The sequence below is a fragment of the Myxococcus hansupus genome, assembly GCF_000280925.3.
Taxonomy (GTDB): domain Bacteria; phylum Myxococcota; class Myxococcia; order Myxococcales; family Myxococcaceae; genus Myxococcus; species Myxococcus hansupus.
The window spans coordinates 12,991-34,046 of the sequence record NZ_CP012109.1 but is presented as its reverse complement, the minus strand read 5'-3'; the positions used below and the strand labels follow the sequence as shown (position 1 = coordinate 34,046).

The window sequence follows — 21,056 nt, the reverse complement described above, 5'->3', positions numbered from 1 at the left end:
CCTTCTGAACTCAGTCCCCCTCCTCCTCATCCCCTGGTGGAGGGGTTTCGGACGGAATCTCGATGCGACTTTTCTTCTTCTTGGGAGGAGGCACGGGCACGTCATCCTCTCGCACCTCTTCCTCCTCGTCCTGGCTGTAGGCGACGTCCTGCATGAGGTCGGCGTTGTCCATCTCCTGCGTGGCTTCGTCGTCCTCCTGCGCCTGCGACTCCAGGTCCTCGGAAGAGCGCTTGCGCTTCTGTTTTGGCTTCGCGGGCTCCAGCCCCAGCGCATCTTCAGTCTGAAGGTGGCTCGGCTCCGGCAGCTCTGATTCGTCGTCGAACGCGTCGGTGGGCAACTTCCCTTTCAGCTTCGAGACCTTCCTCGGCCGCTTCGCCGACGCAGGGCCCACGTCGCCCCCGCCCCACTCGCCCGAGGGACGCTTCCCCTTCCGCTTGAACGCCTCGGCCTCATCACCGGAGCCCGGGTGCCCCAGTGACGTCGTCGCGCCCGAGGCGCTGTTGTCCACCACGCGCGTCGCCTCGCACAGCTCGACGAGTCGCTGAAGCCTCGACTCCAGGTGCTGCCAGGTCTTCGGAGCGGAGGTCTTCAGCCGGCCCAACTGCTCGCCCAGGATGAACTTTCCGTCCGAATCGGCGGGCACGGACACGCTGTGGAAGTGCCCGCTTTTGATTTTCTGCTCGATGTCGTCGAAGTCCCGGTCGAGCCGCTTCACGTTGTCCTGCTCGGTGTCGTCCGTGAGCAACCCATCCTCGGCGGACTCCGCCCCCGGGAAGAGCAACGTGCTCACGCGGAGGATGTTGTCCTCGGCGCCCAGCACGAACGAGCTGCTCCCATCCGGTGGTCCCGCATGCCGCATCGCCTCGGAGGTCTCGTCGATGAACAGCGTCTTCGGGTGGCTCTGCGCCACCGAAGGCACGAGCCCCGTGTTTCGCGACAGCACCTGCACGGTGCCCAGGTGCTTCTTGGCCCAATCGATGAGCTTGAGAATCTCGGCGTTGAGGAACTTGTAGGTGGACGGCGCGTACCCCGGCAGATTGGCGACGCCAATTCCCAAGGCCACGCTGTTCGCGTGCATGTCCCAGGGGATGACGAGCGCGCGGAACTTCTTCGTCTTGAGCGCGGTCATCACCTCGTCCAGGTCCTCGGTGATGGCGGGCACGTTCCGCACGGCGTGCTCCCCCTCCACCATGTTGCCCTTTTCCAGGGGCCTGGCCGAAGGCTTCCAGCAGGTCCGCAAGCCAATGGCATTGGGCTCTTGGCGAAGCAGCGCCTGGGTATTGGTCTGTCTCGGGTGGGGTGGCGTTTTCTTCCAGGCCTCGTTCTCTCCGAAGACGAAGAGGCAGTCTGGATTGGCCACGGCATCCACGAGCTGCCAATGGAAGTTCGAGTCCCAGAGAATGACGGGCGCATGAGCGAGTTTCGCACCATGGGAGGCCTTGCCGTTCAGCACGCGGCCTTCGCCATCCGTCACCGTTGAAGGGGACGACACCTCGTCCTGCGTCACGTCCATCGCATGGCTGGACTTCGCGACGACGGGAGCATCGGCCACCAGGCGCCTCGCCACGGCGAGGGCCCCCCATCCCGGCGGGGTCGCCACGAAGCCGGCCCCCAGCGCCCCCACGTCGTCCCCCAGCACCAGCTCGAAGTGGTAGTTGCCGGAGTTCAGCAGCGTGTACTCGCGCACCTCGACCTGCGCCGCGTTGACGAAGTTCACCTCGTCCGTCCAGAACGCGCCGCCCACGAGCCGGGCGTGCACCCGGAAGCGCACCCCGAACAGGTGGGAGGCGGCGCTGATGGCGATGAGGTCACCCCACTCACCCGCGTGGCGCATCCCCAGGAGGTATTGCTGCCACTCCGAAATGCCGTGGACCTGCTGGTAGGCGAGCGCCTCCGGCCACTCCGCCCGGTGCCAGTCGAGCAGCTCCTGCATCGCCTGGCGGAAGTTCGCCAGGCTCTCCGGCCCCACCTGATTGCCCGCATCCAGGCTCTGGCCCGCCAGCAGGTCTTCCAGGTGGTTCACCACCGCCTGACGAATCTCCGCATGCCGGCTCTCATCTCCGAACACGAGCTGCGCGAGGCTGCGAAAGAGGCAGTCTCCACCGCCGAGGTTGGGCACCACGTGCTGATGCTGCTCCGCCAGGTGGGTGGTCAGCTTCTTCGCATTCGAGGCCTTTCCGGGCAGCGCCTTCTGCTTGCGCGACGTGTGGCGAAGCTCCAGGTCCTCCGTCTTGTCTCGCGCCTCGGAGACGGCCTCGTGATGCTGGAGCGCGCCTTCGACCCGCCGCGTGGCAGCGGTGTTCCGCTCCTCCCCCGAGGCACCACCCCAGCCCTCGAGCAGGGCACTCAAGGCCTTGTCCCGGTCCGAGCCCTCCGGCGCGGCCTCGTAGTTCGCGCAAAGGTCCTCGATGCGCTTGGGCACGGGTTGAATCGGCACGGGCACGAAGGGCTTCTCTTCCACGGGCAGGAGCGGCACGGACGTGTCCATCAGCAGCAGGTCCGCCACCACCGGCATGTGGTCACTCAGGTTCCGCGCCGCGGCCATGAGGGCTTCGTACCGCTCCTGCTCGGTCTTGTTCTTCGCGGGCCGTTTCGCCTTGGGGCGCAGCTCGTCGAGGATGGCCCGTCCCTCTTCACTGCCCTCCAACAAGCGCACCCAGGGACGCACTCGCACCGGCAACGACGCCTCCGGCATGAAGAGCAGCTCCGGTTCATCCGCGTAGAGGAACGCGTGAGGAAACGGAACGACAAAGCCCGATTGATAGACGAGCTGCCAGGTTCCTGACTGGGTGGAGATGGGACAAATCTTGTCGTAGGCGCTCGCGCCAAACCGGCGCTGCGGGGGTGACGCGAAGCTCTCGATGTGCCCCAGCAACGCCTTGGGTGAACCAAACCGCTGCGGAACCAGCTTCCCGCTCTTGGGCATCACCGCGGGTTCGAAGTCGTTGCTCCCCATCCGCTTCTTCAAGGCATCCAGCAGGTTCGTGAAGCCAGACATCCATTTGGCGCTCGACTCCAGCCCGGACCGCTCGGGCCCTGGCTCCATCGAACCGGCTTGCTCCTTGAGTTGCTCGATGGACTTGCTCCACGACGGGCTGAGCCGCTTCGCGACGTCGACATCATTGACCGCCCAGGGCCGGAACTTGCTCTTGGGCAGCGTCGACCAACCCTCGTTGTGCGCCAACAGGTCGGTGTCGGGCGCGTTCGGGCCGCGAATTCCGGTGAAGAGCTCGCCCCAGCTCAGCTCGATGTCACAGTGCTCCACCAACTCCCGGGGCTTCTCGGTGTCGACGTTGAGGTCGGAGAGCAACACCTCCAGGTGCTGGGCCTTGCGCGCTTGCTGGCAGTACTGGATGAACGCGGGAAAGTCCTTGGCGCGCGCGGCGGAGTTGCCGGTGCTGGGGGCCGGTGCATGCCAGGGAATGATGCCCAGCCGCGGGGCGCCCTCCGCCTCGAGCACCTGGATGGGCACGACCAGGGGCTCGCGCTTGTCGAAGACCACGGGCTTCATCTCCGCGTCCTTCGCGTGGTCTCGCAGGTACTTCACGTCCTCCAACGACACCTGGATGCGGTCCTTGCGCCACAGGACGCCATACGTCTCCGCCCGGGTGTACAAACCCTCCACGGCCTCTTCGGGGACCTTGGGCGGCCACGAATCATAGGTGGCGCCCCCAGGGCGTTGAGCGAATCCCGGATGGCGATGAACTCCTCGATGCCCGGGTGCGCCGTCGACTTGCTCTTCTTCTGCGCCTGGCGCGCTTCATACTCCTTCACGCGTCGTTCGTAGTCCTCGGTGGCGCCCTTCTGGTTCGACAGCAGAAGCTGGTACCAGAGGAATTGGAGGTCGAGCGCATCCTTGGACTCCTTGGCCGGCTTCTTCTTCCAAGCTGGCGCTTTCTTTCCCATCAAGGCGAAGAAGAAGTGCCTCCAGCGGTAGCTGATGACCTCGCGGATTTCATCGAGCGCGACGGAGCACCGAGAGTCGCGGGCCTTCGCCTCCGCGGGGGTCAGCCCCTCTTCGTTCTCCCCGAGGTCTCGTAGTTCCGCTCGGCGCGCTGGTACCAGTGCGTGTACTCCTCCTGCACCAGCAGCGGCATCACCTTGGAGCGCCAGTCCGCCAGCGCCGGCTCCGGCCCCGGGCGTCGGTTGGCGATGCCTTCCGCGAGGATTTGCGCGGTCTCCGCCTCGTCGTCTTCTTCATCGGCCGAAGCGGTTTCTTCCGTGGCCGGCTTCGGAAACGCCGCCGCGAGCTGCTTCTTGCAGGTGGCGTCCCACGCCTGATTCACCCACTCCACGGTCAAGCCGGGAATGGTGAAGGCCGAAGCGGGCTCATCCGCGTGGGGCGCGGCGCCTGGCCAGATGGCGGCCTGGACCCTGTTGATGAAGGCAGGCCCGACTTGGGACATCAGCACATCGGCCATCCCTTCCCCCTCCAGGCAATCGAAGTGGTCGAGCAACGCCTCCCAGTCCTTGTTCTGGGCTCCACGAGGAGGCCTGGCGGAGATGGCCACGGGGGGCTTGGGCGCACGGTCCGGTTGTCCGCGCTCCAGCACCTCCAGGATGGTCACCACGTCGGGCTTCGCCGCGTGGATGATGCGCGCGGTCGCATCGATGGTGGTTTGGGGACGTGGGTAGGGATAGCCGAACTTGCCGCCGAGATTGGCCACGTTCCACAGCAGGAGCCGCAGTTGTACCGGGCGCTTCGCCTTCTCCACGGGCGCCAACGTGCTCGTCGCCCCCAGCGGAACAACGGTTTCGGAGGGCTCGTCCTGGGTGAGGTCCTCGTCGGGAAGGTCGGTCTCCGGGAGGTGGGCCTCGTCCGCGGACACCGCTTGCGACACCTCGCTCAACATGTCCCCGGTGCTTCTGCGCTCGAACGTGCCTGAGTCGAGGAGCTCCTCCTCGTCCCAGTCATCCAGGTCGAACAACCCCTCCACGCCCTCCATGCTGTTCGGGGTGGCGTCCTCGTCCACGTCCATGCTGTTGGGGTCGGGCTCTACCTGGATGTCCTCCTCCTCTTCCTCCTCCACGTCCATGGATGGAGACGCAGTGGCCGGACACACGTGTGTCGGCCAACAGGCGGCGCAGACAGGGCCACAGCCCGGGCACAGGTGCTGGGGGATGCCCATCGTCGCGGGGCTGCCATCCAGGTGGGGACACGCCATGGTGATGACCTCGTGAAGCTGCGTCCGCTCAGGACTGGTGCAGCGCGAAGAGCAGGAGACGGGTGTCCGCGTCCGCCTCGCCCGTGACGGGCAACCCGGAGGCGTACTGGAACCATTGGAGCGCCGCGCGGGTATGCGGCCCCGGCGCGCCGCGCTCACCGCCGCAGGGATAGCCCAGGTTCTCCAGCCGTGGCTGGAGCCCCGCGTCCTCAGCGGGGATGGGCAGCGCCGCGAACCGGAGCTTCATCTTCACGGGCGCGCCCGAGCCCAGGTCCAGCAGCAGCTCGCCCGAGGACGCGGAGGGCGGCAACAACTCCACCACGCGCCCCTCCTCATCCGTGGTGCCCCGCCGGTGCGGAAGCGCGGCGCCTGTCTCCAGCGAAATCTTCAGCAGATACGGCCGGCGGCCACGCGGCGCATGGAGGTCATCACGCATCCGCAACACGAGCGACACGGGCAGACCGATGCGATGCAGGACCTGCCGGCGCCCCGTGGCCACGGACTCCCACCGCACGGGCGGCGGCTCCGCCTGGAGCACCGCGCCTTGCGCGAGCGGGACGTCCTGCGCGGGCGCAGCGCCCTGCTGCTGCTCGACGAGCCGGGACGGACGCAGCCCCAGACGCGCGGCCACGATGCCCAGCGTCTCATGGCCCCGGCACGTCCAGGTGATGGCCTCATCGGGAGGAGGCTCCGCCCAAGGGGGTTCCGAGGCCGCCTCCCCCTCCGGCTTCAACGCCATCCAGCCCAGCGGGCGCCACAGCGACGGGTCCACGCCCGGCAGCCGCACGTCATGGGCGCCGGGCTTCAAGCCACGAAAACGGAACCGGCCGTGCTTGTCCGTCCGCGCGCGGACGACGCGGTGCGAGCCGGGCTCGCGCAGCTCCAACACCATGTCGGGGAGCGGCGCCTGGTCATCCCCCACCACCACGACCTCGATGAAGGACCGCTCGCGCGAGCAAGGTTGGATGGCGGGGTCCGAGGCAAAGCCTCCCGTCATGACGTGCCTCCCGAGGCCGGACGCCGAGACAGGAACGCCGCTTCCACACGGCGGTTCTCTTCCGCAATCACACGCCGCTCCTCCGCGGCCAACAGCAGCCGCCGCACACGTTCACCAGGGTCCGTGACGTCGGTGTCGTCCAGGTAGGCCAGGAAACAACACGCCGCATCGCCTCGCTCGACGGGAAACGCCTCCGCCTCCGCGAGCGCCACGTAGCCATGGACCTCCGCTTCACCGGTGACGCCACGCTCCACCACGGTCGTCACCGCCGCCCGAACGTCCTTCACCGCGGGTGGCTGCTCGCGGCCTTCGGACAGCGCCAACCGGGCACTCACGGTGTAGCGCTCGATGAGTTCCCGGGCCCTGCGCCGGACCGCGTCATCACGCAGAATGCCCAGTTGATCCGCGCGGATGCGCAACATGGGGTGCTTCTCCGAGGAGTTGTTCACACCAGGGCGCAGGCTCGCCTCTGGCTGAGACATGTTACCTGAAGCGTCTTACCGCCCCCACCCCACCTGAAATTCCGGACTTGACGGCGACCCTGATCCGAAGGTAATGAAATTGATACTGATTATCAAATTCATCCCGATATTCACACCGGGAGAGGGTCGGAGGAATACGACGTGGCACGCGACTTGGGACCGCGGGGAAAGATGTGTCGTCGACTGGGGATTCCGCTTTCGCGCATCACCGCGAAGGACCCGGACAAGGACCCGGTGTTGCGCCGGCCCTACCCCCCTGGTCAGCACGGTGCCACCGCGCGTACGAGCGTGAGCGACTTCGCGCGCCGTCTGCGCGAGAAGCAGAAGCTGAAGCTGTACTACGGCTTGCTGGAGAAGCAGTGCCGTGCGGCCTTCCTGGAAGCGCGGCGTGCGCCGGGTAACACCGGTACGGTGCTGCTGCAGTTGCTGGAGAGCCGGCTGGACGCGATGGTGCTGCGCGCGGGCCTGGCCACGAGCATCCGTCAGGCGCGCCAGTTCGTGCGCCACGGCTACTTCCTGGTGGACGGCAAGGCGACGGACATCCCCAGCTTCCGGCTGAAGCCCGGCAGCGAGGTCCGGTACCACGCGGCGCACCTGAAGCTCGCCGTGGTGCAGGAGTCCTTCAACCGCATGAAGTCGCGCCCCGTGCCCGGCTACGTGCAGGTGCTGGGCAATGGCGAGGGTCTGCGTTACACCCGCCTGCCCGAGCGCGAGGAGATTCCCGTCGACGTGAACGAGCCGTTCATCGTCGAGTACTACGCGCAGCGCAGCTAACCCGCCGCGCACCTGTCTGCCCGCGCGGGTCGCACGGGCAGACGGCCGCGGTGCCGCCCGCCGTCATGGCGCGGTGGTGTTGGCGAAGAACTCACGCATCCGCGTCACCACGTCGGCGCGGTTCGTGAGCCAGATGTAGTGGCCCGCGCGCTCCAGGTACAGATGCCGCCAGCCTGGGTGGCGTTGGAGCGCGGCCTCTTGTTCCGCTTCGTGTTGGCGGAGGGTGGGCAGGAAGTCACGCAGCCGCTGCCGGAAGTCCGTGGGCAGTGCTTCGCTCGTGGCGAGCACCTCCACCCAACCGGTGAAACCCTGACCGTCATGCAGGGACAACACCGGCCCCGGCACGCGCGTGAGGTCCTGGACGGCGGCCCCCCGGACACACTGCTCCGTGGCCCTGGCATGGCGGCGCTCTCCCGCGTAGGCGCCCGTGGTGGCGTCGAACACGTAGGACTGTTCGAGCTCATGCGAGGGAAGTCTTCCGCCCAGGTCCCGCGCCAGCCGCTCCGCCACGGCCTCGCGTGAAGGGAGGCCGTCCAGCACGGAGAACGGCAACGGCGGCAGCGGCGAGCCCTCCAGGAACGCGGCGATTCGCCCCCGGCTGTCCGTCGCGTCCAGGTACACGAGCGCGTCCACGCGCGAGGGGTGATGGAGCGCGAGCCATGTCAGCTCGTCCCCCGCGAGGGAGTGGCCCACGAAGGACGCCTTCGAAAGACCCAGCCCATCCAACACCTTCACGACGTCGCCGCCCAGGGTGGCGGTGTCGTAACCCGAGTCAGGCCAGTCCGAGGCCCCGAAGCCTCTCCGGGTGAGGGCGTAGACGTGATGGGTGGCGCGGAACTCGGGGGCCAGCTCGTCGTAGACGTGCGCGGTGCTGCCCATGCCCGCGAGGAACACCAAGGCCGGTCCTTCGCCGCCGAAGTCGAGCACCTCCAATTGGACACCCCGCGTGGCCTGCATGCGCGTCACCCGGTGAAGTCCGGGCGGGTCATCCGGAGCGGGGTCCGGCGTCGTGGAATCACAAGCAGCCAACAAGAGCAGCGCGGCACCGAGGCGTATCGTTCGCATGTGATTGGAGCTTTCGTCCGAAAGGAGACTGGCGATTCTGGAGGGGGCCTCCTTTCCATACCAGCGCCCCTAAGGGATGCCCCTCATCTGGCCCGCACGGCCCAGGGGGCCTACACGCACGTCAGGGGCATTGCGCGAACTGGAAAAGGCAGCTCCCGCCATCCATTCGCGCAAACAAAGACTTCCCCTGAAGCACTGTCATTGCTCCAATGGCGGGTTCCCCTCTTGCCATTGGGATTCCCATGCAAATTCATGACAGCATCACAAGAGCGGCCCTTGCCCTGGCGTTGTTGTCCGGTTGCGGCAGCCCCGAGCCCGAAGGCCCTCTGGCCGACACGGCGATGCCGCTGGTCACGAGCAGCAAGCTGACCATCACCGCGGCCATGGTGCAGCCCGACGGCCTCCGCCCGGTCGCGGGTCCGTACCAGAACCTGTTCGATGAGCAGGCGCTCGTCGGGGACCCCCGTGCGGGGACAGGCTCCAATCCCCTCACGACCTGGGGCGACGTCATCTTCAACGACGCGGCGTACCCCATGGGTCTCATCATCGACCTGGGCGCGCCGCACGACCTCACGGACATCGCGGTCTTCGACACCTTCGACAGCGGGACGGTCTCCTTCGCGGTGGGCGAGCCGGGCGCGTGGACACCGATGACGAGCATCACCCTGACCCGGTGGCAGGCCTGGTGGGTGGTGCCCGTCACCCAACGCACGCGGTACATCCATCTGTCGAGGACCCGCTACGCGGGCATGAACGAGGTCGTCATCTACGGCGCCCCCGTGACGGGTGAGCCGCCCGCCAACCTTCCCCCCACGGTCTCCGCGGGAGCGGACCAAACGGTGGTGCTGCCCACGAACACCGTCACCTTGACGGGCACGGCGACGGACAGCGATGGGACGGTGGTGGCGAGGCAATGGACGCAGGTCGCCGGCCCCAACACCGCGACGCTGACGGGCGCCACGGCGCTCACCGCGACGGCCTCCGGTCTGGTGCAGGGGCTCTACGCGTTCGAGCTGACGGCGACGGACGATGACGGCGCCACCGCCAGCGACAGGACGCAGGTCCACGTCAGGCCCGCCGCCACGGGACGAGGCACCGTGCAGGAGGTCTACCGGTCCTCGTCGACGCCGGGTGGCTATGGCCATGTCCTGTACCTGCCTCCCGGTTACGAGGAAGGCGAGAACTGGCCCGTCGTCTTCTTCCTCCACGGCATGGGCGAGCAGGGAAATGGCGACAGCGCCGAACTGAAGTGGGTCCGCCGGAACGGGCCGCTCGCGTACATCGACCGGGAGGGGAAGGACTACCCCTTCATCCTGGTCGCTCCGCAAACCGGCAGGTCGGGGTTCTGGAGCGCCTATGAAGTCCAGCACCACCTGGACCCCTTCTTCGAGCACATCCTGTCGACGCTCAAGACAGACAGGAAGCGCGTCTACCTGACGGGCCTCAGCATGGGCGGCGCGGGGACGTTCAACTATGCATCGCGATTCCCGGCGAAGCTCGCCGCCGCCATCCCCGTCTGCACCGGCGGCTACGGCGCGACCGCCGCTGATGCCCTGTCGATTGTCCAGGCGGACCTGCCCCTCTGGGCCTCACATGGCCTGCTCGACAACGACATCTTCTACACGGCGACCGCCGCCTGGTTCACGCACTTCGGCCAGACTCTGGGCGGCACGGGGACCGTCATGGACACCTATCCCTCTCCAGCCATCACGGCGACGGCGTTCTTCCGGCCCGGTACCGGGAAGTGGGAGTGGATTGCCGGGCAGACGAACACCGACAGCACGGGCGCGGGGCCGGTGAATCCCCTGCTCTTCACCCTGCTCCATGATGGCAATCACTACATCTGGGACCGCATCTACAAGGAGCCCAAGGTGTTCGCCTGGATGCTGGCCCAGCAGCGCCCCTGAGCCGCAAGCTGCCACGGGTTCAGCTCGGCTCGCGTCGCGGAGGAGGCTCTTCACGAGCGTCATACGCGGCGCGAGCGTGGTGGACGGCGGCACGGCGGCGCAGCGCCCAGGTCGCCAGCATGTCGATGGGCTCCATCAACTCCTGGCCAAGCTCCGTCAACGCGTAGTCCACGCGCGGCGGCACCGTGGGCGTAACGGTGCGCAGGACGAAGCCGTCACGCTCCAGTCCTCGCAGGGTGGACGTCAGCACCTTGTGGGTAATCCCGCCGAGGTCCCTGCGCAGGTCGTTGAATCGGACCGGGCCCTCGCGCAGGTGCCGGATGACGAGGATGGACCACTTGTCTCCCACGCGGGCCAGCACCTCGCCGACCTCCTTGCAGACATCCGGGGGGAGCGCCATCGGCGAGGGCGGTATCTTCAAAGTGCGTCCTTGTTTGGAAATCCGGTGGCCACCATATAGCGGGGCACCGAAAGACATTCTCGACAAGGAGAGCAGACATGCGACCCGGCAAGAGGACGGCGCTGGTCACAGGTGCGCGCACAGGTGTCGGACTCGCGCTGACACAACGCCTTCTGGCGGAAGGTTGGGACGTGGCGGTGCTGGTGCGCTCGCCCATCACCGAGGCGCCCGACGTGCTCGCCGCTGAAGAAGCCGGCCGGTTGCGGACCTACCGTGCGGACCTGTCGGACTTCCAGAGCCTCCGGGATGCCCTCCAGGAGCTTGCGCGGAAGGAGCCTTCCATCGACGTGTTGTTCAACAACGCGGCGGTCGGTCCCGGGGAGCTGCTCTTCTCAGCGCAAAGCCGTGAGCTGTGCTTCGAGGTGAATACCGTCGTGCCGTATGTGCTCACGCGAGCCCTGGCTCCCAACGTGGCGAACAGCGAGTTGAAGCGGGTGGTCCACACGTCCTCCAACGCGCTGCTGTACGTGAAGTCCTTCGAACCGAAGCGCCTCGCGCACCCCACGGGCAAGTTCCGCCCACTCCTGGGCGCCTACGCCAGCTCCAAGCTGGCCTTGTCCCTGTGGACGCAGGCGCTGGCGGATGAGCTGTCCACGCAGGGTATCTCCAGCGTCTCCGCGTGCCCCGGGCCCAACAAGACGCCGCTCACGGCAAGCGCGGGGATGCCGTGGCCGCTCGGCCTCGTGGCCCGGTTCCTCTTCAAGCCACCCAGAGTGGGCGCGGGCCGGATTCACAGCGCGGCCCTGGGGAGCCCCGGTGTCCCCAACGGGAGCTTCCTCATCAAGGGCCAAGTCACGCCCCTGCCCTTCGCCCACAGCGCGCAGGCGGTCCTCGATGAGGTCCACGGCATCTATCAGCGCGAGTTCACGGTGAACGATTCAGGCAGAGAGGCGGGCCGGGTCCACGCTCGATGACGCAGCCAGGAGCACGTCTCGCGCATCCCTCGGGCGGCGAATCCGCCACACGTAGACGCCACCGCCCACGCAGGCGCCCAGCGCCGCGAAGAACCACGGCAGGGGTGAATACGAGAACGGAGGCAGGCCCCCCGCGACCACCTCACACAACGGCTCCAGGGAGAGCTCCGCCATCAGCCACGACGCGACAAACAGCATGGGCCCCATGAGGGCGCCTGCCATCAGCGCCCAGGCAGCGGAGTCCACCCACCCAGGGACACGGCGCGCGCCAGGGACAGCCGCCTTCAGCAAGCCATCACCCGACTGACGCGGGCTCCAAAGCAGCCAGGAGCCCACGACCGGGCCCACGGACATCGCGCAGGCCAGCACCCACCACAGGTTGGACTCCCACCACAGGACTGGGGACGGCGCGTCGTGGAAGTTCATCTGGGTCCCTCCCCCTGAGCACACCGGGCGCCAGGACATGAAGCATACGTCAAAGCCGTGGGTCCACGGGCTCGCTCTCCAGTGCGAGGACGCCAAAGACACACTCGTGGACGCGGCGCAGCGGCTCGCCGCGCGCGAAGCGCTCCAGCGCCTCGACGCCCAGCGAGAACTCCCGCAGCGCGAGCGAGCGCTTCGTGGACAGTCCCCGCTGGCGCAGCCGGTTCAGGTGCTCGGGCGCGGTGTACTCCGGGCCGTAGATGATGCGCAGGTACTCCGGGCCTCGTGACTTGATGGCGGGTTGGAGCAATCCCTTGCGCCCGCGCACGATGAAGTCGAGCGGCTTGACCACCATGCCCTCGCCGCCTCGCGCCGTGAGGGTCTCCCACCAGCGCACACCCTCGGCCACCGCGTCCGCGTCCTCCAGCGCCACCACCCGGTACGGCGTGGCCAGGAGGAACCCCGGGTCCACCTGGCACACCTTCGCCAGCGCCTCCATGTGCCAGACGTGGTCCTTGTCCACGTGGGCCGCCCCCTCCGTGGCCAGCAGGTGGAAGGGCGCGAACCGCACGTCCTCGAGCGAGCGCACCGGCCAGCAGTAATGCCGGTAGGCGTCCACGTACCGCTCCACGCTGCGGGCCTTCTCACCGAAGCGGGCGGACAGCGCGCCCACCTCCAAGCCTCGCGCCGTGGCCTGCCCCAGCACCGACACCACGTCCGTGAGCGCCGCGCGCGAGGCCGCGCCCACCGCAGCGTACTGGTCCCGCAGCAGCTCCTGGGCCTTGAGCGACCACGGCATCAGCTCGCCGTCGAGGCACGCCCAGTCCGTCTGGTGCGCCTCCCAGAATCCGGACGCCGTGAGCCCCGCGCGCACGCGCTCCAGGAAGGCCGCCTCCAGCGTGGCGTTCGAGAAGAAGCGCCGGCCCGTGCGCGTGTAGCAGACACCCGTCTCGCCCGTGGTCACCCCGAAGCGCCGGCGCGCCGCCGCCTCGTCGCGCGCCACGACCACCACCGCGCGCGAGCCCATGTGCTTCTCCTCGCACACCACCTTCGCCACGCCCTCCTTGCGGTAGTAGGCGAACGCCTCGGCGGGATGTTCGAGATGGCCCGGCGCCTGGCTCGTCTCCGAGGGCGACATCGTCGGCGGCAGGTACACGAGCCACTTCGGGTCGATGGCGAACCGGCTCATCGCCTCCAGCGCCGCGGTGGCGTTCTCCTCGCGCACCGTCACGCTCTGGCCCAGCCGCGTGGTCACCACGCGTTTGCCCAGCACGTCCTCGATGTCCAGCACGTCGTCGTGCGCCTGCTGCGCGCTGAGCCCATCTCCCACCGCGACCTGTCCCAGCGGCCGGATGGCCTCCGCGTAGGCGCGCGCGGCCTGCACCGAAACGAGCTCCCGCTCCGGGTAGCGCACCGCCGTCAGCTTGCCGCCATACACACAGCCCGTGTCCACGCACAGCGTGTTGTTGAGCCAGTCCGCTTCGAGCACGGGCGTGTGCCCGTACACCACTGTTGCCTTGCCTCGGTACTCCGCCGCCCAGTTGAAGCGCACCGGGAGGCCGAACTCGTCCGTCTCGCCCGTCGTCTCTCCGTACAGCGCGAACTCACGCACCTGGCCGGAGCCGCGCCCCTGCATGGACGCCTTGAGCCCCGCGTGCGCCACCACCAGCCGCCCGTCGTCCAGGACGTAGTGCGAGACGAGCCCGTCGACGAAGTCCACCACCGCCTTGTGGAACTCGGGCGGCTCGCGCTCCAGTTGCTCCAGGGACTGGGCCAGGCCGTGAGACACCTTCACGTCCCGGCCCCGCAGCTTGCGCATCAGCTTCACTTCATGATTCCCAGGCACGCACAGCGCGCTGCCCGCCTCCACCATGCCCATGACGAGCCGAAGCACGCCGGGTGTGTCGGGCCCGCGGTCCACCAGGTCGCCCACGAAGATGGCCTTGCGGCCCTCCGGCGGACGCACGTCGAACCCCGGGGTGCCGTCCGCGCGCGGGCGCACGTCGTAGCCCAGCTTGCCCAGCAGCGCCTCCAGCTCCTCGCGACAGCCGTGGACGTCACCAATGATGTCGAACGGCCCGTGCAGGTGCTTGAGGTTGTTCCAGAGCGGCTGGCGGACGAACTCCATCGACTCCAGCACCTCGGGCTTCAGCACATGCACGTGGCGAAAGCCCTCTCGCTCCAGGCCGCGCAGTGAGCGGTGCAGTTGCTGGAGCTGGTTGCGCACCACGTGGGGACCGAAGCTCCGGTCGGACCGCTGACGGTTGCGCTCGTGGCAGGTCTTCTCCGGGACATCCAGCACCACCGCCACCGGGAGCACGTGGAACTCGCGCGCCAGCGCCACCAGGGGCTTGCGTGCCTCCGGCTGCACGTTGGTCGCGTCGATGACGGTGAGCAGCCCTCGCGCGAGCCGCTTGGCCGCGACGAAGCGCAGCGTCTCGAAGGCGTCCTTCGTCGCCTCCATGCTGTTCTCGTCGTCACAGACGATGCCGCGGTAGGCATCCGAGGAGAGGACCTCGGTCGGCTTGAAGTGCCGTCGCGCGAAGGTGGACTTGCCCGACCCGGAGGGGCCGATGAGCAGGACCAGGGACAGTTCGGGAATGGTGAGCTTCATCGGGAGAACACCGCCATCTGGGTCGGAGCACCGACGTCTGGGTCCACGGGCCCCACGGGAAGGAAATGGACGCTGTAGCCAAAGCGCTCGCACATGCGCTGGGCCCACGTCTCGAACTCGCTCCGAGACCACTCGAAGCGGTGGTCCCGGTGACGGAAGGCGCCGGAGGGCAGTGACTCGAAGCGCACGTTGTATTCGGCGTTGGGCGTGGTGAGCACCACCGTGTTGGGTCGCGCGAACTCGAAGAGGACTCGCTCGAAGGCCGCGAGCCGAGGCGGGTCCAGGTGCTCGATGACCTCGACAACCGCCGCGGCCTCGAAGCCCGCGAGCCGTGCGTCCCGGTACATGAGGGAGCCATGGAGCAGCGTCACCCGTCGCCGCTGAAGCTCGGGCATCCGCTCCAGGTTCAACCGCTCCCGGGCAATCTCCAGGGTGCGGAATGTCACATCGACGCCGAGGATGTCCGTGAACCGCCGGTCCTGGAGCAGGGCCTTGAGGAGCTTGCCCTCGCCGCAGCCCAGGTCGACCACGCGCGTGGCGCCGCGCTCCTGGAGGACGGAGACCACCGCCGCGAGCCGTTGCTCGTTGAGGCTCAGCCGCGACTCCAGCACCGCCTCTTCCTGGTTGCGCACCTGCGCGCGCTCCGCCTGCTCCGGAGCCTCGTCCCCTGCGAGCCGCTCCAGCGCCTCGCGCGCGAGACTCCTGCGGTGGCGCAGGTAACGCCGGGCGATGAGGTCCCGCTCCGGGTGCGACGCGAGCCAGCCCTCGCCATGGCGCAGGAGCTTCTCCACCTCCTCGTCGCCGACCCAATAATGCTTGTCGTCGTCCAGCACCGGCACCAGCACGTAGAGGTGGGTGAGCAGCTCGCTCACGCGCATGCGGGCCTCCAGCGTGACGGTGAAGTAGCGGCTGTCACCCCAGTCCGGCACCGTCTCATCGAGCGCGTGCCGCGTGGCGGTGACGGTGTAGCCCAGGGGCTCGAAGAGCTTGCGCAGGAAGGGCTCGCCACCGCGACAGGGCAGCACGGCGAGGCGGGCCACGAGCGGAATCGGCTGCCCCGCCAGCTCAGGCCGCTCCTTGCTGTCTCCCGACATCGCCGAGCGGAAGGTGCGCGCGAGCGCGACGCTCAGGAACGAGGAGGCCACATAGGGCCGGTCATTCACGTACTGCTCGAGCGCGCCCCCTTCGCCAGGAGGCCCGCGGCGATTGCGCACGAGCCCGACAGGGTCCACTTCGAGCAGGAGCGCCACGGTGGTGCGCTCGGCGGTGGCCTCGGGATAGAAGACGTGGGCCTGACCGAAGGACAACTCGAAGGATTGGGGCCGCTCCGGGTTCTTGTGGAGCAGGTACCCCAGGTCGGTCGCTGGGGAATGCGTCGTCGAAAGCGTCAGCAGCATGGCCTTCCCATCGCGGGGCCAAGACGCCTCGGAGGTGCTGTCCCGAGGCGCTGGACCCTGGCGGGGCGAAGACCGGTACGGCCGGGTGAGCCTGACAACGAGGGCCCACCCGGTGCCCGAATACCCGGCGGGCAGCCCGACTACATGGGGCCAGAGCAGCTCGCCGTGTGCACCGAGCCCGGGCACCAGTAGTTCGTGATGTTCAGGCTGTCCTTCGTACCCGCGCGCGTGTTGCACGTGCGCGAGCCCCAGTTGGACTCGTTCAGGGTGATGCGGCGGGGGCTGACGGACGTGTTGACGGCCTGGACGTACGCGGTGTGTCCGGCGGGGTTGGAGCCCAGGATCATCGCGACGCAGCCCACGTGCGCGTGGTTGCTATTGATGATGGCCCGCTTGTCGCCCCACGTGAACAGGCCAAACGGGAGGCCAGGCGCCCGACAGCGAGCATACGCCACGCACTCGTCGTTACAGAATCCCGTGCAGGCCGCGTGAGACGCCATGGCGGAGACCTCCCCGTCGTGCTCGTGCCCGCCATGGAGGGTCTCCTCATCGAAGTACTGCTCCAACGTCGACTCCTGCGCCACCTCCTCCGCGGGGCCACAGCCAACGGCCGTGAGGGACAGGGTCAGGACAGACAACGAGAGAAGCCGCATCTTGAAGTGAGACATCCTGTGGAACTCCTGGAAAGGGGAAGCGCTGCAATCAGCACCCTACCAGCCCTATTCCAGGAAAATCCACAAATCAGGATTAACGTGACTTAACGATCATCCGTGCCCTGCTTTGGGCCCGGCACTTCAGTCCATCAACAAGCGCGACAAGTAGACATGGTGCAGGGCCCACCGGCGCGCGTTGAGCATCGGGTCGGAGTCGTTGGAGTGCCCGCCGTCGGTGTTCTCGTAATAGAAGTACGGCAGCCCCATGGCCTCCAGCCGCGCCGCGAACTTGCGCGCGTGGCCCGGGTGGACGCGGTCATCCTTGGTGTTCGTGGTGATGTACGGCGTGGGGTAGCGCACGCCCTCGCGCAGGTTCTGGTAGGCGGAGTACTTGGAGATGAAGGCCGCGTCCTCTGGCACCTCCGGGTTGCCGTACTCGCCCACCCACGACGCGCCCGCCGGCAGCTTGTGGTAGCGCATCATGTCGATGAGCGGGCTCTCGATGACGGCCGCGGTGAAGAGGTCCGGGTGCTGCGTCATCGCCACGCTGGTGAGGACGCCGCCGTTGGAGCGACCGTAGATGCCCATGCGGCGTGGCGAGCTGACCTTGCGCCGCACCAGGTCCTGCATCACCGCCGCGTAGTCGTCGAACGCGCGCTGGCGGTGCTCGCGCAGGGCCAGTTGGTGCCAGCGCGGACCGAACTCTCCGCCGCCGCGAATGTTGGCGACGACATACGCGCCGCCGCGCTCCATCCACAACTTGCCCTCCTCGGGCAGGTAGACGGGCGGCTTGGAAATCTGGAAGCCGCCGTAGCCGTACACCAACGTCGGCGTGGTGCCGTCGAGCTTCCGCGCCTTCGACCGCACCAGGAAGTACGGAATCCGCGTGCCGTCCTTCGACTGCGTCCAGTACTGGTCCACCCGGAGCTTCGAGGCGTCGAAGCGCGCCGGCAGGGACTTCACCTTCTTCACCGTGCCCGCCTTCGCGTCCGCCAGCCAGAGCGACGTCGGCGCGAGGAACCCCTGGGACTTCACGAAGAACCGCTCATGTGACGAGCTGGTCGCGGTGATGGCGACGGAGGCATCCTTCGACAGCGCCAGCCGCTTGCGGCTCCAGCGATTCTTGGACGGCGTGTAGACGTCGAGCGCGCCCTTCACGTCCTCGTAGAGATTCACCAGCACCCGGCCGCGCGTCGCGCCCACGGACTCGATGGCCTGACGCGGCCCGGGCTGGAAGATGAGCGTGGGCGTCGCCTTCGCCGGGTCCGCCTTCAGCGCGGCCAGCGGGTACGCCAGCAGCGCGCCTTGCTTGAAGCGGCCCCAGTCCTCTTCGATGGTGAAGACGACCTGCCCCTCCACGAAGGCCTGGATGGAGACCTTCCGGGGAAAGGGGAGCCGGACGGGCGCCGCGTCTCCCAGCAGGTAGTACTCCGATTCGAAGGTGGTCAGTCCTCGGCTGACGAGCACGGCCTGGAGCGTGCCCTCCGCGTCCCGCAGGGGAATGGGCGACGCGGACACGTCCGTGCGCTCCCCCCGGAAGAGCTCCTGCGCCTCCGCGAGCGGCGTACCGCGCTTCCAGCGCTTGAGGACGAAGGGGTAACCCGACTCCGTCAGCGTGCCTTCGCCCCAGTCCCGCCCCACCAGCAGCGTGTCCGCGTCCAGCCAGGCCGCGGACAGCTTGTCCTCGGGCACCTGGAAGCCCCCCTCCACGAAGCGCTTCGCGGTGGCGTCGAACTCGCGCAGCTCCACCGCGTCCTTGCCACCGTTCGACAGCGACACGAGGCACCGCTGGTCCGCGGGCGGCAGGCAGTTGCTGCCCTTCCAAATCCAGTTCGCGTTCTCGGCCTTCGCCAGGGCGTCCACGTCCAGCACCGTCTGCCAGGACGTCTTCGCGCCGGCGTAGCCCTCCACGGTGGCGTGCCGCCAGAGGCCGCGCGGGTTCGTCCGGTCCTGCCAGAAGTTGTCCACACCTTCGGCGCGGAAGCGCGGCGTGGGAATCCGGTCGGTGGCGGTGAGCAGCTCCAGCGCCTCCGTGTAGAAGGGCTCGAAGCGCGCGTCCTTCTCCAGCACCGCCAGCGTCTTCGCGTTCTGGGCGCGGACCCACTCGAGCGCCTTGGCGCCTTGCACCTCTTCGAGCCACAGGAAGGGGTCCTGTGCCTCCTCGGCCTTCGCGACGGAGGTGGTCAGCAGGCCTGTCAGCAACGACGCCACGTACGCCCTTCTCATGTCCGCATCTCCTGAAGCCCGAGGTGGCCCACCAACAGGCCGAGCCCCCTCCCATTCCCCCGACCATACCGCCGGCGCCACGGCGAGCGACCTGTCGGCGCCGCGGCGCTCGCCGTGAGTGCATCGCATCGGACTGGCGGTGATGGCCCGCGAGGGAGTATGGGTCCCGCCACGTGCGTCCATCGGAGCGGCCGAGCTCCGCGCGAGGACTCCAGGAGTACACGCAGGTGGTGACCACAGAACCCGGCGACAAGGGGGAGCGGCTGTTGCCCTGGGTGGGCGCGGTGGTGGGTGTGCTCTGGTTCCTCGTGGCGGGAGGCGCGCCGACGCTCGACCCCACGAACCTGGATGGGCTGGGCATCGGGGACCCGGCGCAGCACGTGCTCGGGTGGCTGCACTTCCGTGACGCGCCCTGGAGCTTCCCGCTGGGCCGCACGCCCAGCCTCATGGCCCCCCACGTCATGACGGTGGGCTTCTCGGACTCGAACCCCTGGCTCTCGCTCCTGCTCAAGCCCTTCGCACGGTGGCTGCCTCGGGACTTCCAGTTCATCGGGCCGTGGCTCGCGCTGTGTTTCGCGCTCCAGGGCGCCATGGCCGTGAAGCTGATGGGCCTCTTCACCCGCAAGCCCCTCCAGCGCGTGCTGGGCGCGGCGTTCTTCGTGACGGCGCCCGTGCTCCTCGCCCGCGTGGGACATGACACGCTGTGCGCGCACTGGATGCTGACCGCCATGCTCTGGCTGTACCTGCGTCCGCGGGAGGCCGCCGCCGCCGCGAGACGCTCGCTGCGCTGGGCGCTGCTGCTCAACGTGCTCGCCGCGGGGACGCACCCGTACCTGACGGTGATGGTCTTCGCGCTCAGCGTGGCGCTGCTCGTCCAGGCGTGGCGGGAAGGACACCTGTCTTCAAGGGCCGCCGGCGGCGTGTTCGCGGGGCTGGGCCTGGCGGTGAGCGTCCCCTTCCTCGCGTTCGGCTACGTGGGCCAGGGCGTCAGCACCGGCACCATTGGCTTCGGCATCTTCAGCGCGGACCTGCTCACGTTCATCAACCCGCTGGGCAGCTCCCGGCTGCTGCCCTCGCTGCCCGTCAACAGCGGGCAGTACGAAGGCTTCGGCTATCTGGGCACGGGCGCGCTCGCGCTCGGTGTCGCGGGACTGTTCGGATGGGTGTTCAGTGACAGGCCCCGAAGCTGGGAGCGCGTGAAGCCCCTGCTGCCGCTGGTGCTGGTGGCGCTCGCGCTGACGGTGCTCGGCTTCTCGTCGACGATGACGGTGGCGGGCCGGACGGTGCTGACCATGCGCAAGCTGATGGAGCCCGTCATGCCCATGCTCGGCGCCTTCCGCGCGTCGGGGCGCTTCATCTGGCCGCTCTACTACCTGCTCCTCACAGGCGGCGTGGCGTGGGTCCTCTGGCGCTGGCGGCAGCGGCCCGGCGTGGCCACCGCGCTGCTGCTGGGCGCGGTCCTGCTCCAGGTCGTGGACGCTCCGGACGCCTGGTCCCAGAGGATGTTCGTGGGCGCTCCCTGGCCACGGCTCCAGGCCCCGGAATGGGAGCGCGTGGACGCGGCCTACCGACAGGTGACGCTGGTGCCTCCCGTCATTCTCGGCTCGCAGCGGCCCTGCGTGGAGAACGGCTTCCCGGAGCACACCTACGTGCGCTTCGGGGACCTCGCCTACCGCCGGGGCCTGACGACCAACAGCGGGTACTCCGCCCGGCTCAACGAGCCCCGCGTCGCGGAGGTCTGCGCCGCGCTCATGGACGACGTGGAGCACGGGCGCCTCGCGGAGGACACCGTCTACGTGGTCGACGCGGCGAAGCGGCCCCTCTTCGAGCGGCTGGGCGACCGCGTCACCTGCGGCGCCCTGGACGGCTACACCGTGTGCGTGGCGGCACGGGACGGCGCGTTCCGCGAGTCCTTGAAACAGGCGTCCCCACCCCCGCCCGCCCCCGCGCCTTCGGCGAACACCCCTCTCTGAATCCGA

15 protein-coding genes are annotated in these 21,056 nt (G+C 68.3%); 4 read left to right on the top strand and 11 right to left on the bottom strand.

The features are described from left to right. Positions 1–10: 10 nt before the first annotated feature. The 4 genes from A176_RS00135 to A176_RS00120 form a co-directional block, all read right to left on the bottom strand. On the bottom strand, positions 11–3,625 hold the full coding sequence (locus tag A176_RS00135) for an OTU domain-containing protein (protein WP_144429475.1): 3,615 nt from the start codon (positions 3,623–3,625) through the stop codon (positions 11–13). A gap of 382 nt (positions 3,626–4,007) precedes the next feature. Further along, a complete protein-coding gene (locus tag A176_RS00130) occupies positions 4,008–5,165 on the bottom strand; it encodes a hypothetical protein (RefSeq protein WP_144429474.1) in 1,158 nt (385 codons plus the stop codon). A gap of 28 nt (positions 5,166–5,193) precedes the next feature. Continuing rightward, a complete protein-coding gene (locus A176_RS39515) occupies positions 5,194–6,162 on the bottom strand; it encodes a peptidoglycan-binding protein (protein WP_002638044.1) in 969 nt (322 codons plus the stop codon). Then, positions 6,159–6,644, bottom strand: coding sequence for a hypothetical protein (locus A176_RS00120; protein ID WP_144429473.1), 486 nt, complete (start codon positions 6,642–6,644; stop codon positions 6,159–6,161). The genes A176_RS39515 and A176_RS00120 overlap by 4 nt, the downstream gene beginning before the upstream one ends. A gap of 141 nt (positions 6,645–6,785) precedes the next feature. Between A176_RS00120 and rpsD the strand changes: the two genes are divergently transcribed. Beyond that, positions 6,786–7,418, top strand: coding sequence for a 30S ribosomal protein S4 (gene rpsD, locus A176_RS00115; protein ID WP_063787440.1), 633 nt, complete (start codon positions 6,786–6,788; stop codon positions 7,416–7,418). A gap of 63 nt (positions 7,419–7,481) precedes the next feature. On the opposite strand, the gene A176_RS00110 is transcribed toward rpsD, so the two are convergent. Next, entirely contained in the window at positions 7,482–8,483 is a 1,002-nt protein-coding gene (locus A176_RS00110; protein ID WP_002638041.1) for an alpha/beta fold hydrolase, read from the bottom strand. Between the two features lie 242 nt (positions 8,484–8,725). Here A176_RS00110 and A176_RS00105 point away from each other — a divergent pair, with 242 nt between their 5' ends. Next, complete coding sequence (locus A176_RS00105) at positions 8,726–10,390, top strand: carboxylesterase family protein (RefSeq protein ID WP_044889870.1); 1,665 nt, start codon at positions 8,726–8,728, stop codon at positions 10,388–10,390. A gap of 19 nt (positions 10,391–10,409) precedes the next feature. Here the strand turns inward: A176_RS00105 and A176_RS00100 are convergent, their stop codons facing one another. After that, positions 10,410–10,790: a winged helix-turn-helix transcriptional regulator gene (locus A176_RS00100; protein ID WP_021781177.1), complete on the bottom strand. Its 381-nt coding sequence runs from the start codon at positions 10,788–10,790 to the stop codon at positions 10,410–10,412. 98 nt (positions 10,791–10,888) lie between these two features. Here A176_RS00100 and A176_RS00095 point away from each other — a divergent pair, with 98 nt between their 5' ends. Then, positions 10,889–11,764 (top strand): SDR family NAD(P)-dependent oxidoreductase, encoded by an 876-nt coding sequence (locus tag A176_RS00095; RefSeq protein WP_044889871.1) that lies wholly within the window; start codon positions 10,889–10,891, stop codon positions 11,762–11,764. Here A176_RS00095 and A176_RS00090 read toward each other — a convergent pair. The 5 genes from A176_RS00090 to A176_RS00070 form a co-directional block, all read right to left on the bottom strand. Beyond that, positions 11,729–12,190 carry a hypothetical protein gene (locus A176_RS00090; RefSeq protein WP_002638037.1) on the bottom strand — a complete coding sequence of 154 codons (462 nt, stop codon included), beginning with the start codon at positions 12,188–12,190 and terminating at the stop codon, positions 11,729–11,731. The two genes, A176_RS00095 and A176_RS00090, sit on opposite strands and share 36 nt — an antisense overlap. A 49-nt stretch (positions 12,191–12,239) precedes the next feature. Beyond that, positions 12,240–14,801: a polynucleotide kinase-phosphatase gene (locus A176_RS00085; RefSeq protein WP_002638036.1), complete on the bottom strand. Its 2,562-nt coding sequence runs from the start codon at positions 14,799–14,801 to the stop codon at positions 12,240–12,242. Then, on the bottom strand, positions 14,798–16,198 hold the full coding sequence (locus tag A176_RS00080; protein WP_002638035.1) for a 3' terminal RNA ribose 2'-O-methyltransferase Hen1: 1,401 nt from the start codon (positions 16,196–16,198) through the stop codon (positions 14,798–14,800). The genes A176_RS00085 and A176_RS00080 overlap by 4 nt, the downstream gene beginning before the upstream one ends. A gap of 140 nt (positions 16,199–16,338) precedes the next feature. Next, positions 16,339–16,866 carry a hypothetical protein gene (locus A176_RS00075; RefSeq protein WP_002638034.1) on the bottom strand — a complete coding sequence of 176 codons (528 nt, stop codon included), beginning with the start codon at positions 16,864–16,866 and terminating at the stop codon, positions 16,339–16,341. Positions 16,867–16,992: 126 nt separating this feature from the next. After that, positions 16,993–19,077 carry a prolyl oligopeptidase family serine peptidase gene (locus A176_RS00070; protein WP_002638033.1) on the bottom strand — a complete coding sequence of 695 codons (2,085 nt, stop codon included), beginning with the start codon at positions 19,075–19,077 and terminating at the stop codon, positions 16,993–16,995. Between the two features lie 230 nt (positions 19,078–19,307). On the opposite strand from A176_RS00070, the gene A176_RS00065 reads away from it, so the two are divergent. Further along, positions 19,308–21,050, top strand: a complete 1,743-nt coding sequence (locus A176_RS00065; protein WP_226994122.1) for a DUF6311 domain-containing protein — start codon at positions 19,308–19,310, stop codon at positions 21,048–21,050. Positions 21,051–21,056: the final 6 nt, after the last annotated feature.